Here is a 12,988-nt window from a genome sequence, read left to right as displayed (position 1 = left end):
ACGTATCCTTTTAATGACTAGTGAGACTGCGTGAGAATGTTTTCAATCTCATCAGAGGATGGCACAGTGCCTGCCGTAATGACTTTGTGGTTAATCACAATCGCTGGAGTCGACATCACCCCATAATCTAAAATCTTTGCCATATCGGTGACTTTCTCAATGTCAGCTTTGACACCTAAACGCTCAGCAACTGCTGATACGTCGTTGGCTAAATTAGTACATTTTTTACAACCACTTCCGAGTATTTCAATTTTCATTTGTTATTCCTCTACTTCTTTTCTTAGGAACGGGCTAATCAGCGAAGAAGTCAATTAACCAGAGTTTTATTAATTACTTATGGTCGTGAAGGCTTAAGGCTTAAGGTTTATGGTTTAAGTAATGCAGCTTGTTTTTTGGCGTTCTTTTCAATAACGGTTTCTACGCAGTCGAACATTTTCAGCAAACATGGCGTCTCAAGGCGGTAAAATATTTTTTTACCCTCGCGTCGGCTGCTGATAATCCCCGCTTGTTTTAGTACTGAAAGGTGTTTGGATACCGTCGAAATATCAGCATTAACACCGTCAGTTAAATCACAAACGCAGCGTTCATTTTGTTGCAGCTGTTCTAGTAACCATAAGCGGGTTGGGTGCGCTAATGCCTTAAGAACAGCTGATCGCGCATCCAGCCTTAATTGCTCTTGTTCAGTCATTGCAAAGTCCTTTCTGGTTGAAATGTGATAAAACATTTTGTTATTTGGCAAAATAGCCAAATGTATGGAGGGAGGCAAACATATTGATGATGTTTAGTACGAAATTTTGATCAATGTATCAATTTGATGTGGGATGATATATGAGTGAAAAGTAAACAACAGTTTGCTAATGCGATTGATGCTAAGTGGAATAGTGCGGTTTAAGCTTTATTTAATTGTTAAGTATGACAATGGATTTATGCTGATGTAACAAGGGTGATGGTTGTCCCGTTCTCTCGTTGTTAATTCGATTAACATTCATCACTAGCTGTACTGACTGGCATTACGAAAAAATGCTAGTAATGAAGAAAATAACAATAAATAAATCAAGGAGTCCTCTCGTGAAGAAAGTTGGGATAGTGCTCATGTGCTTGTTGATGCCTGCGGCATCAATAGCGGCAGAGCCAACAAAATCAGCGCTTTCAGTGCAAAATAAAGCGGAACAAGATACTACCTTATCGGTTGATGTGCTTTGGCAATTAAGCCGAATTGGTAATCCAATTATTTCATCAAATGGCGAATATATTATCGCCCCAGTGACTCAGTACAATGTGCCTGAAGACAAAGGCGCCACTCAGTTGTGGTTATTTGATAAAGACGGTAAAGGTCAACGCGCGTTGACCGCAGAAGGGCAACGTGCAAGTGAAGCGACGTTCTCTCCTGACGGTAAAACACTCGCGTTTATCAGTAAGCGTAATAAAGATGATGCTGGTCAAGTGTATTTATTACCAATGGACAAAGCGGGTGAAGCTCAGCGATTAACCAATGTGCCAGGTGGCGTTAAAGGCCTTAAATGGGTTGGTGATAATGTTTACTTCATTAGCCGTATCTTCCCTGGTAAAAATTGGGACGAAATGGCAACTCAGCTAAAAGCGAATAAAGACAATAAAGTCTCTGCGCACCAGTGGAATGCACTGCCATTTTCAAGTTTTGATCACTGGATTGAAGAAGACCGTGAAGCTCATTTATTTCGTATTCCAGCTAAAGGTGGCGAAGTAGAAGCGATTACTCAGCCATTGAATAAGCAACTGCCGCGATCATCGCAAAGCAGTGGCAACTACGACATTTCACCTGACGAGCAACTCATTGCGTTTAATAGTAATGGTTGGGCGAATCAGGTTGATCCAAAAATTGATATTTTCATGGCGAAAATTGGCAGTGGTAAAGTGGTTAACTTAACCCCTAAAAATGAAGCGCCAGATTCAAGCCCAACGTTTAGCCCAGATGGAAAAACGTTAGCCTTTACTCGCCAGCTGATCCACGGCTTTTATGCAGACACTGCTAACCTTGTGTTATTGGATGTGAAAAAGCGCACAGAACGTGTGATCACCACTGACTGGGATCGCTCTGTTGCCCGCTTTAGCTGGACGGCTGATAGCAAAGGGTTTTACGCAGCGATTGACGATGCTGCAACTCGACGCATTTTTCATATCAATGCTAAAAATGGCAAAGTGAAACCGATTACTAAACAAACCAACTTCGGTGCGCCATCTATAGCTAACGACGGTACTATCGTCGCCGCTAACGACAGTTTTTTGTACCCAGCCCGTCTAGTTAAAATTAACCCAAGCAATGGTAAAACTACGCGTTTAGACAGCTTTAACGATGACATTTTAGCTGATGTTGATATGGGTACCTACGAGTCAGTGACCTACAAAGGTTATAACGACCAAGACGTACAAATGTGGGTTCATTACCCTCCAGGGTTTGATAAAAGCAAAAAGTATCCGTTAATGATGCTGATCCACGGTGGTCCTCATAGTGCTATTTCTGATGGTTTCCATTACCGCTGGAATGCACAAACATTTGCTTCTTGGGGTTACGTAACGGCATGGCCTAACTTCCACGGCTCTAACAGTTTTGGTCAAGATTATACTGACAGCATTAACCCTGACTGGAAAAATAAGTCGTTGGAAGATGTATTCAAAGCGACTGATTGGTTTAAAGCGAAAGACTGGATCGATAACGATCGTTTAGTGGCAGGTGGTGCAAGCTACGGTGGTTACTTATCATCGATTATTTTAGGTCAAAAAGATCAGCCGTTTAATGCATTATTTATTCATGCTGCGGTATATAACATGTACTCGCAAATGGCTGCTGATTTCTCGGTGCACAGCACTCGCTTTGGCGATTACTGGGATAATCCTGAGATCTACAAATCAATTTCGCCACATTACGGCGCTGAAAACTTTGATACGCCGACATTAGTGGTACATGGTCAGTTAGATTACCGCGTGCCTGTAGGCCAAGGTTTTGAGTTATTCCGTACCTTGCAAACCAAAGGTATTGAATCACGGATGATTTATTTCCCAGATGAAAACCACTGGATCATGAAGCCAAATAACTCAATTTACTGGTACAACGAAGTTGAGAAATGGATGAACCAGCACGCAGAACCTGGCGCTAAATAAGCACTGATTTCATACGTTAAAAATGTAAAAACGCCGCAATGAAAAATCATTACGGCGTTTTTTATAAATGATGCTTTCTGACTAATAACTAAAAAGTGCTTACGCTAGATACATATCTACCATCTTTTGCACCGCATTTGGCAAGATAGGTTTAGTAAGGTAATCATTTGCACCCAGTTTTAATGCAAAATCTTGATCTGATTCTTCAACTAATGAGCTAACGACCACAATAGGCACGTCTGCATTAGGTGTTTGTTCTTTGACATACTTCAATACTTGATAACCATTGATATCGGGCATGGTGATATCTAAGAAGATTAAATCTGGCTTTACCGATGACAGTAGTTCAATAGCGCCATCACCTGAATTGGCCGTCAATACAAGATAATCATCCCCTAAAATGGCAAGCAACATGCTAGTACATACTGGATCATCATCAATAACGACTATTTTGGATTTTTCCATTCTTGCCTCACTTAGGTACATTTTATTTTGTCGATTATATGACCATTGTATTGAAGTTATTTTTAATTACTAGGCTTCAATTAAGCATAGAGCATTGGCTAACTTGATGAAAGCTTTAAGGTAAGAGTATTAAAGATCACTTTGAACGCGATAGGGAGTTATGTGGGGAGGCATGCTTTTTTTGGGGGTGGGTTACGCTATTTATTCTTTTTGCAGATAGTCGCGATATTTATCAATCACTCCATTTCTATCTAATCCACGCTTGACGTTTTTACACAGTTTGCCGAAACGACTGATTTCACCTAGCTGTGGGGTATCACCATTATTGATTGCAGCTTCCCAGTAACTGATTTCACTATCGACCAATTCTAATAACTTTTTCGGGCAACCTTGGCAGCTCCCCTCGGGGCCAAATACGAAGGTCTCGGGCTCGGTTAACGGAAACTCGGACTTGACTTGCGATATGATATTTTGCATGGCTGTGGTGCGATCTGGTTTCATGTCAAACTCTACCCAGTAACAATATAAGGTAATGGAACTATGTAGCTATATTAGTGTATTAGTCATAAATCTGAGGCTAAAGTTCAAAGTTCAAAACTCAAAACTCAAAGCTCAAAACTCAAAGCTCAAAGCTAGAGCCTAAAGCGTAATGATGCTGAACAAGCTAAATATTAGTGATATTCTGCAGGCGAAATAACAATAATAAATACCCTTATGGAAGTACGATGACTATGTTCAAACCTAGGCTCAACAGTTCTATTTTTAACCGATTAATACTATGGATAGGCATAGGCATTTCTTGCTTTTCGCTGCCAGCTATTGCCGATAGCTTTTATGCTAACCAAACACTGCAACAACAAGCACCACTAGCATTTGCTTTACAGCCTCAAAGTGAGGCGTTTTTAGCCCCAGCGTATGAATTAACCATCGATCATGCCGATACCTTACTTGAGCTTATTGCGCAGGATAAAGCTCTAACTAACGCCATAAAGAATTGGCCTTCACTCACCATAGATGAACAAATCCCTTGGCTTAAAAAAGTGTTTGCTTTAGAAGTGCAAAGCTTTGGCACTGAGGCGCCACAGCTAATTATCGATAATTACAGCTACCCTAAAAAAATGGTCTATTTTGACTTTGATGTTGAGGTGGGTGGTAAAGGTATTGTGTACTTAAATCCTGACAAATTAGCCGAAGAAGAGGCGTTTGCCTCATTGGCATTTTTAATCCATGAAACTCGGCATTCATATCAATTTCAGCGCGCAATGGCTGGAGAGGGAGATGTTGTTTCACAAGGTTATTTAGCTGCATTTACCGCACAGAAACAATTAACAGGTTTTGGTTTCAGTGACTTTTTAACCTTGCTCAATGAATATGAAGCCTTTCAATATGGCAACTATGTCATTGGTCAGTTGACTGATTGGCAAGTGGATATGATTAATATGGGCACGTTTGCTAGTCAATACGATAGCCACGGCCAGTTAAAAATTGATTTACAAGCCATGGCCGCGCAAACTAAGTTTATAGAAGCTAAGCCTATAAAAAATGGGGCATTACAGAATGGCTCGGAAACAAATAATCAGCTGAGCTTATTGGAACAATATAATCAATTAGCTCAAACACAATACCAACTTCGTCAGCAGTAACTATCGAAGTTTAATTGGCATCATTCGGTCAATCTATGAATCTTAAGCAGTTAGAAATTTTTTGCGCCATTGCTGATGCTGGGTCGGTGACTGCAGCAGCTAAGCAACTGAATAGCAATCGCACCCAATTGAGCATGGCGATTAAAGCGCTTGAGTCGAGTTTAGAGGCCAAGTTGTTTAACCGTTCTGGCAATAGTTTAGTGCTGTCGGAAGTAGGTAAATCTATCTATAAAGATTGCGAAAGTGTGGTGTCGACTTGTGAACGAATAAAGCAGACCTGCGAGCAAACCATAGATAAGTTTCGCTCTGAAATCTGGCTTGCAAGAGATGACTCTTTTCCTGATGAAGTCTGGCAAACTTTTATTTTAGCCCTCAACAATCACTTTGATGCCACTACTGTGAATACAGTTTTAGCATCTAGTGGTGATTTAGCTAATCTGGTTAATACGGGACAGGTAGACTTTGCCTTTGGGGTGGATTTTGAACGAGTAGATGACGCCAACACTGACTATTTACCATTGGGTAAGATTCGAATGATGTCGGTATGTGAAAGTCATCACCCTTTGGCCAGTTTAAAACGAGTGTCAGACAGCCAGTTACGGGAATCGATGCAAGCTGTGATGGTGTATTTAAACGACAAAGATAACCCAGAGCTACAGCCTTTTTCCTTAAGGCATATTGGATTTTCGAGTTTTGAGTACATGCTCAATACCATAGTCTCTGAGAAAGCTTGGGGCGTGTTACCTGAACCGCTTATTCGTCCTCATTTACGTAGTGAAAAATTGGCTGTTATTAAGCACACTTATGGTCTAACCCATGAAGACTATTGCATGTTTTCAATGCCGGGTAGCGCGATACCTGAGCCAGTATCTTGGCTGTGTGATCAGATCAGTGATTACCTGTTTAAGTTCTGATCTCACCGACTAAAATGATACCAACTCACTCAGCGTCAATAATATTGACACTGATATTTAATGTAAGGTATTGATTTTTAATTGTTTAATTAATTGGTTATGCATCATATGGCTTATTAACTTGATGAGCTGTTGAGAAAATAGCCTTGTAAAGCAATACTTATCACAGGTTTTTACTGGTGATAATGAATGCGTGAACAAAATAAAATAGAAGATAAACAATTACTTATTATATCTGCTTTAGCAGCGTTATCGTTTGCTGTTATGGGCGTGGTTGTAGGGTTAATGAGTGGTTCTATTGTCATATTATTTGACGGTGGTTACTCTTTAATTGGATTATTACTCACAATGTTATCGCTTGCTGCTTCTAGTTATATGCGTGGTTCTTCTCGTTCACAATTCGCGTTTGGTAAAGCCATCATTGAACCTATTGTCGTCGCCATTAAAGGGGCGGTGATTTTAATGTTATTAGGCTTTAGTTTGTCATCAGCACTCAATGTCTTTTTAAGTGGTGGTAGAGAAATTGATATGTCATTCGCTGCCGTATTTGGTTTCGTTAACTTGTTTGGTTGTCTCGCAGTATGGTGGTTTTTAGTTAAGCAAAATGAACCGAAACGTTCAGGGTTATTTATTGCTGAAATTAAGCTGTGGAAAATGGACACTGTTGTGAGTGGGGCAGTGTGTGCTGGTTTGATTGTTGGGTTAATTCTTACATATACGCCTTGGTATACCTATGCAGTGTATGCTGACTCCGTAATGATGCTGCTTATCGGAGCGTACTTCATTAAAGTACCATTAATGATGTTAATTGGCGCATTTAGAGAGCTTCTGATGATGAAACCCAGCAAAGAAATCTGTTCATTGGTTCACGAAAGTGTGTCTGAGGCGAATGGTTCAAGCCCGCAGGAATTGATGCTGACAGGAATTGCTAAAGTTGGGCCAGAATTAATGGTGAATATTAACGTTAACCCTAAAAAGTCTCACCAGTTATTGCCTGATTTACATAAGGTAAGGTTAATATTAAATAACAAGCTTGCTCGTCTATCACTGGATGTGAAACTGAATTTAGACATAGTAACCGAAGTGAAATAACAGTTTAAGTTAACTGTTATCAATGAAAAGCCTGATGCTCTCATCAGGCTTTTTTAGTTCAAATTTTTGTTGGTAATTAACACATCCTTTAACCAAAATATGATTTGAGCGCTCATCACTAAGGTAAATGGAATGGCGCCAACAATGGCGATTTGTTTATTTAAATCAACATCATTGATGGTCACAAGTGCAATAGTTATTGCTATTAGCACAATACTCCAAAGCATTTTAGCTGTGTGGCTTTCGCTGCCAGTGAGCATACTGGTGATGTATATCGACGAATCAGCACTGGTGATAAGGAAAGTAACTAATAACAATATCGCCGCCACAGATAAAATGCTGCCTAACGGAAAACCGTCGCCACTTAAATGGCTAAAAAAGCTAAATAAACCCAAGGTATACTCTTGATTCACTGCTGCCATCACTTCTGCAGCAAAAGGTTGCGTCAGCACGCTGCCTGCAAAACCTGAGAACCATATAATTGATGTCAATGTAGGTAATAAAATCGTGCAAGACAAAAACTGCCTAATGCTCCGCCCTTTACTTATTCTAGCGATAAAAGGACCAACAAAAGGTGCCCAAGCAATCCACCAAATTAAGTAAATTACAGTCCAACCTTGGCTCCATTTCGCTGGCTCACCAACGCTAAAAGACACTTTAGGCAGTAGTTGCAAGTAACTTACCGTTGATTCCAGCATTAATTTCATGCTGTTAATCGGGTCAACTAGGGCAATCACTACCACTAAAATCGCCACCATAAATAAGGTATTGAATTGACTTAAACGTTTAATGCCTTGGCTGAGTCCTGCAATTGATGACAAGGTAAACAGCACGGCAATAAACAGTATTAAACCAATCCTGAAACTAGCACTGCCAACGTTAAGTCCGACGGCTTGCTCAAGCCCGGTTTGAATTAATGCTACGGTATTGGCGAAGGTGCCGGCCATGCCAAATATGATTGCAACTACCGCGAGTAAATCTAATATGCTGAGCCACTTTGGTTTTTGATCGCTAAAGCTGGCACTGATCCGTAAGCTGCGATTTCGATTATAGGCAAACCATGCCATTACTAAACCTGTCATCGCGTATATGGCCCATGCATGTAATCCCCAATGAAAATAGGTAATGGCTAATGCGCCTGAAACTGATGAAAAGTCATCTTGTAAAAAGGCAGGGGGATTCACAAAGTGATAAACAGGTTCTGCTACCCCCCAAAAAATCAGCCCTGACCCCATTCCTGCGGTAAATAACATGGCTATCCAACTAGCAAAATTAAACTCTGTTTTGGCTTGGTCGCCGCCAATGCGTATTTTCCCTATTGGGCTAAAGCAAATAACGGTGGCAACTATTAACAATAAACTGGAAAGTTGAATGAATTGAGAATCAAAGTTTTCAAGGAAAAATTGGGTGGATAAACTAAAGGTTGAGAGTGTCTTATGGGGAAATGTTAGCAATAACCCAGCAATAATAATGACTGGTAAATAAAAGCCTAATTTGGGCGCTATTAAAAGAGGAACTGTTGGCTTCTCTATTGATTCAGCTTGATTGCTATTCGGCGGTTTCAATCTAATCGATATCCATTATTCGAGTCTAAATTTAGATTTTTCACTATGACTTAAAATGTGTTCAGTTTAAAGTCCAATTAGTTAGTTTAGCGCTTGCTGATGTGTTGCAGACTAAGCCTAATAAGCTTTAGGTGCATAAAAGCCTAAATTAAAATAGTGAACCGGATGTATTTGCCATAATAAAGGATGATGTTTTTACGTTACTAGCTGAAAAAACACTTAACTATGTTAATAAATTGTTTTACTTTAAATAGTTGATACTATGAAATTTGATGGTAATTTTTTATTGCTTGTACTGTGTGAGGGATAATTATTTGAAAAAAATCATCCAGTTTACTGTGACTGCTATTATCTGTTTTTTCTCAATGAACAGTGCTGCGACAATCCTCAAATATAATGTGAATGGTTCTAGCTCATGGGTGCCTTATTACATTCCTGAACAAGTAGAAAATTCCGGGATTTTAGGTGAGCTTGTGCCGCAAATATTGTCTATGGCTGAGATTAAAGTCGAAAAACATAACTTTCCTCCCAAACGCACGAATCAAGCATTAGAAAAGGGATTATTAGATTTTGATTTTGTCAGTCCAAGTTGGTTTCCAAAAGGTGATATGGGCGAGCTATTCATTCAATCTGAGCCTATCCTCAATATTCAAGAAAACATCATCACTTTAAAGCAAAATAAATCCCAATGGGCCGATATTACTATGATTGAAGGTGAGCCCATTGGCACTGTGAGAGGGTATCTTTATCATGATGATGATGCCTTTACTCGGGTTGATTTTGGTTCTGAGAAACAACTGATTAAAGCCTTACATAAACAGCGTGTCCAAGCGGCAATATCAGGGGATTTACCTGCATTATATTGGGCCAAAAAATTAAGCATGCCCATTGCGTTAGCGTCAGTGCATTCAAGAGGAGTGTTAGTGATGCGCCTTCGTAAAGAACACAGTGAAATGATGCCGCAAATTAATCGTGCTATTGCTCAACTGAAGACTGATGGCACTATTCAAGCGTTAGTGGATAAATACACTAAAGCAGAACAATATCAGCAGTAATAAACTGATATTGCTCGACGGGTGTTATTTTAATAATGCCAAAAGCTTAGCTATTTAATGACTTATCTATTTAATAACTTATCTATTTAATAACTTATCTATTTAATAACTTATCTATTTAATGGCTTAGCTATTCAGTGATTGAGCAAGTCACACTAGTTGCTTTTTGCTGGTACAGGTTGAGATATTTGGCGCTTTTTCTTTTCAAAATAATGATTGGTTTCAGTCAAAATCACATGTCTTAAGCCTATTAGCGCAATTAGGTTAGGGATTGCCATTAAGCCATTGACCGTATCCGCCAGCATCCAAATTAAATCTAATTGAATGAAAGCTCCCACCGCAATTAAGCTTAAAAATGTCAGTTGATATACCTTAATCCCTTTGTCACCTAAACGCTTGCTAGTGAGGTAGTTCCAGCAACGTTCGCCGTAATAATGCCAGCCTAAAATAGTAGTAAAGGCAAAACAAACCAACGCAATTGTCACAATATATTGGCCAATAATCACCGAGCCACCAGATGCAAATGCGGCGCTGGTCATTGCAGCTCCCGCGGTATCACCATTCCACACCCCAGTAATTATCAGTACTAAGCCTGTCATAGTACAAATTAAAATAGTGTCGAAAAAGGTGCCAGTCATGCTCACTAAGCCTTGCTCAACAGGTTCATTTGTTTTGGCTGCAGCAGCTGCAATTGGGGCGCTACCTAAGCCAGATTCATTTGAAAATACACCACGAGCAATACCAATTTGAATGGCTTGAGCAACAGTGGCTCCTAAGAATCCACCTGCAGCTGAAATAGGGGTAAAGGCTGAGTGAACCACTAATTCGAGCGCTGGTATAATTTGCTCTGAAAAGCTAAACAGAATCCAAATACACGCTAAGACATAGCCCAGCGCCATTGTAGGCACCAGCTTTTGAGCGACATTTGCAATACGTTTGACGCCGCCCAATGTGACAGCTGCCACCATTGTTGTCAGTACAAGTGCTGTCACCCATGTAGGTACATTAAACGCAATTGTCATGGCATCGCTGATCGCATTAACTTGCGCAAAAGTGCCAATACCAAAAAAGGCCACTCCAACGCCAAATACTGCAAAGATTTTGGCTAGCCATTTAAGGCCAAGTCCTCGCTCAATGTAATACATTGGGCCGCCAGCAATATTGCCTTTGGCATCCGTGGTGCGATATTTAACTGCCAACATACATTCGGCATATTTGGTTGCCATGCCAAAAAATGCGGCTAACCACATCCAAAACAGTGCCCCTGGGCCACCAATTTTTATCGCGGTGGCAACACCAACAATATTACCTGTACCTATGGTTGCCGATAGGGCAGTACACAAGGCTGCAAATGATGATAAGTCGCCTTTGCCTGTTGCAGGTTTGAATAACAAACTTAATGCAAAAGGGAGCTGAAATACTTGTAATAGTTTAAGTCGAATAGTGAGATAAAGACCGGTACCAACCAGTAAACATAGGGTGATAGGGCCCCAAACAATGGCATTGATATCAGCTAATAGCGCGTGAAAATTCATGGTGTTCCTCGAATATTAAACAACAAAATTAATATGGAGGAGGAAAAGATATGGCTGATCAGTGGTACTGAGGCAAAAGAGGGCACAGTATTCAGCTTACTGAGTGGGTACAGTTAGGCAAAAGTCAGGCACAGCAAAAACGACAGTGACCATAAATGAATACAGTCATCCTCTCCTCTGTCCTTTTGCCTGAGCGTTTCGCGTGACTGCTTGGCAGTCGCACTTTCGCCTTCGGCGCTGTAATGACAATCGCTTACGAACAGCGTTTGCTTACAGTCTCTCCAGAGGCTCGTCCAGTAACAGTCCTCACCACAATGTGGCACCTGAAAGAGTGCTTTACTAGCGGATAATCCACTAACTAAAGTTGCCTCGTCGGTGTGGGGTTAGTCCCCACTCTCCTGCTACCTTCATCCGAACGGATCTTTTTGAATATGCTTGTTAAGTAACCCAAGTCATTCTTCAAAAAGGGCATTTAGCATGCGGGATATCACTGAATGGCTCAAGAGATGCGGATCACAGTTTGATATTGAGAGTGTTTACCTGCAGTTAATTTGCACAGGGGATAGTGAAAGGGGGTAATAAATAGGCAGTAACAAACAGGCTGTAATAAACAGGCAGTAACAAAAGGACAGTAAGTTAACTCACTGCCCATAGCGTTGAACTTGTGTATTTCAAAGATTAGATTTCGACTTCGTTACCTTTAGGATTAGGGCCAAAGCGATTGGTTTCCTCTTGGCTGTCAGACACAAAGAAATACAATAATATCAATGCGCCGATAAGCGGTATAAGCGCACTGAGGATCCACCACCCCGAACGATCAGTGTCATGAAGGCGGCGCACAGATACCCCAAGGGCTGGTAAGAATACCGCTAGAGAATAAATGCCACTTAATAACCCGTAACCCGTTTCTTGGTTAAGCGTGCCTGTAATGTTATCCATGATACCTAAAAGTATTCCAGCAATAACATTGAATAATACAAAGAACCAATATTCCTTTCTGCGTGCTCGGTCTTTAAAGTTAATGTAATTCTTCAGTACTTTAATATACCAATCCATGATCATTCCTTGTTAGTTAGCTCACTTTATAATCATATAGTTATATCAGTAATACCTTAGAAAATACACATGTGTACAAGCTGGCTATGGGAGTAATGCAAAACGATTAACGTCAATGCTATAGCGTATTGATGCTTGTTTTTTGAACTGTTTACGGCTGGCTTACGTAATGCACTTTATGAAGCAAGTTAACTAATGGGTGCACTACATGGAAAATGTTAATCAATCAGGCAATATCGCGACGATTATTGGTGTGGCAGATGCGACTCATTATTTAGTGGGGCTGACAGATGCTGGAAATAACTTTGTTGGCTTATCGGGTCAAGGTGCTGGCGAATGTGTGCATTCAATTGTAGAAGCGAAAGCGCTGCTTAAAAGCCATGACTATTCTATTGCCAACCTTGAATACCAAACCGCCTACGATGAAATGTGTGGGCTAGACAATGCAGGCAAATATCAGCAAGTGATTAACCTGTAGTGAGTTAGGCAAGATTGCGAGCTTTGGTATAGCCGTAGCTAAGCCCC

At 40.5% G+C, this 12,988-nt stretch carries 13 protein-coding genes and 1 riboswitch; of the genes, 6 read left to right on the top strand and 7 right to left on the bottom strand.

Features of this window, described 5'->3' with window-relative positions:
• Positions 1 to 17: 17 nt before the first annotated feature.
• Both QPX86_RS17770 and QPX86_RS17765 read right to left on the bottom strand, forming a co-directional pair.
• Positions 18 to 257 carry a thioredoxin family protein gene (locus QPX86_RS17770; protein ID WP_220753010.1) on the bottom strand — a complete coding sequence of 80 codons (240 nt, stop codon included), beginning with the start codon at positions 255 to 257 and terminating at the stop codon, positions 18 to 20.
• Positions 258 to 364: 107 nt separating this feature from the next.
• A complete protein-coding gene (locus QPX86_RS17765; protein WP_220753009.1) occupies positions 365 to 688 on the bottom strand; it encodes an ArsR/SmtB family transcription factor in 324 nt (107 codons plus the stop codon).
• A gap of 380 nt (positions 689 to 1,068) precedes the next feature.
• On the opposite strand from QPX86_RS17765, the gene QPX86_RS17760 reads away from it, so the two are divergent.
• Positions 1,069 to 3,138 (top strand): alpha/beta hydrolase family protein, encoded by a 2,070-nt coding sequence (locus QPX86_RS17760; protein ID WP_285163390.1) that lies wholly within the window; start codon positions 1,069 to 1,071, stop codon positions 3,136 to 3,138.
• 99 nt (positions 3,139 to 3,237) lie between these two features.
• Here the strand turns inward: QPX86_RS17760 and QPX86_RS17755 are convergent, their stop codons facing one another.
• Both QPX86_RS17755 and QPX86_RS17750 read right to left on the bottom strand, forming a co-directional pair.
• A complete protein-coding gene (locus QPX86_RS17755; protein WP_220753007.1) occupies positions 3,238 to 3,603 on the bottom strand; it encodes a response regulator in 366 nt (121 codons plus the stop codon).
• A 201-nt stretch (positions 3,604 to 3,804) separates the two neighbouring features.
• Positions 3,805 to 4,104: a hypothetical protein gene (locus QPX86_RS17750; RefSeq protein WP_285163389.1), complete on the bottom strand. Its 300-nt coding sequence runs from the start codon at positions 4,102 to 4,104 to the stop codon at positions 3,805 to 3,807.
• A gap of 224 nt (positions 4,105 to 4,328) precedes the next feature.
• Here QPX86_RS17750 and QPX86_RS17745 point away from each other — a divergent pair, with 224 nt between their 5' ends.
• The 3 genes from QPX86_RS17745 (at position 4,329) to QPX86_RS17735 (ending at position 7,252) form a co-directional block, all read left to right on the top strand.
• Positions 4,329 to 5,246 (top strand): hypothetical protein, encoded by a 918-nt coding sequence (locus QPX86_RS17745; RefSeq protein WP_285163388.1) that lies wholly within the window; start codon positions 4,329 to 4,331, stop codon positions 5,244 to 5,246.
• A gap of 35 nt (positions 5,247 to 5,281) precedes the next feature.
• Complete coding sequence (locus QPX86_RS17740) at positions 5,282 to 6,160, top strand: LysR family transcriptional regulator (protein WP_220753004.1); 879 nt, start codon at positions 5,282 to 5,284, stop codon at positions 6,158 to 6,160.
• 189 nt (positions 6,161 to 6,349) lie between these two features.
• Positions 6,350 to 7,252 (top strand): cation transporter, encoded by a 903-nt coding sequence (locus tag QPX86_RS17735; RefSeq protein ID WP_220753003.1) that lies wholly within the window; start codon positions 6,350 to 6,352, stop codon positions 7,250 to 7,252.
• Positions 7,253 to 7,305: 53 nt separating this feature from the next.
• On the opposite strand, the gene QPX86_RS17730 is transcribed toward QPX86_RS17735, so the two are convergent.
• Positions 7,306 to 8,817, bottom strand: a complete 1,512-nt coding sequence (locus tag QPX86_RS17730) for a BCCT family transporter (protein ID WP_285163387.1) — start codon at positions 8,815 to 8,817, stop codon at positions 7,306 to 7,308.
• A 365-nt stretch (positions 8,818 to 9,182) separates the two neighbouring features.
• On the opposite strand from QPX86_RS17730, the gene QPX86_RS17725 reads away from it, so the two are divergent.
• On the top strand, positions 9,183 to 9,872 hold the full coding sequence (locus QPX86_RS17725) for a substrate-binding periplasmic protein (protein WP_259651254.1): 690 nt from the start codon (positions 9,183 to 9,185) through the stop codon (positions 9,870 to 9,872).
• Positions 9,873 to 10,027: 155 nt separating this feature from the next.
• Here QPX86_RS17725 and QPX86_RS17720 read toward each other — a convergent pair whose 3' ends face one another.
• Both QPX86_RS17720 and QPX86_RS17715 read right to left on the bottom strand, forming a co-directional pair.
• Positions 10,028 to 11,407 (bottom strand): alanine/glycine:cation symporter family protein, encoded by a 1,380-nt coding sequence (locus tag QPX86_RS17720; protein ID WP_285163386.1) that lies wholly within the window; start codon positions 11,405 to 11,407, stop codon positions 10,028 to 10,030.
• A gap of 167 nt (positions 11,408 to 11,574) precedes the next feature.
• Positions 11,575 to 11,702: riboswitch (glycine riboswitch) on the bottom strand.
• A 383-nt stretch (positions 11,703 to 12,085) separates the two neighbouring features.
• The gene (locus QPX86_RS17715) at positions 12,086 to 12,463 is read right to left on the bottom strand and encodes a DUF805 domain-containing protein (protein WP_285163385.1); all 378 of its coding nucleotides are present in this window, start codon (positions 12,461 to 12,463) and stop codon (positions 12,086 to 12,088) included.
• 208 nt (positions 12,464 to 12,671) lie between these two features.
• On the opposite strand from QPX86_RS17715, the gene QPX86_RS17710 reads away from it, so the two are divergent.
• Positions 12,672 to 12,941 (top strand): DUF6482 family protein, encoded by a 270-nt coding sequence (locus QPX86_RS17710; RefSeq protein WP_285163384.1) that lies wholly within the window; start codon positions 12,672 to 12,674, stop codon positions 12,939 to 12,941.
• The last annotated feature ends 47 nt before the right edge of the window (positions 12,942 to 12,988 follow it).

Origin of the sequence: Shewanella goraebulensis (genome assembly GCF_030252245.1) — a bacterium.
GTDB classification, from domain to species: domain Bacteria; phylum Pseudomonadota; class Gammaproteobacteria; order Enterobacterales; family Shewanellaceae; genus Shewanella; species Shewanella goraebulensis.
This window is presented reverse-complemented; position numbering and strand designations above follow the sequence as displayed.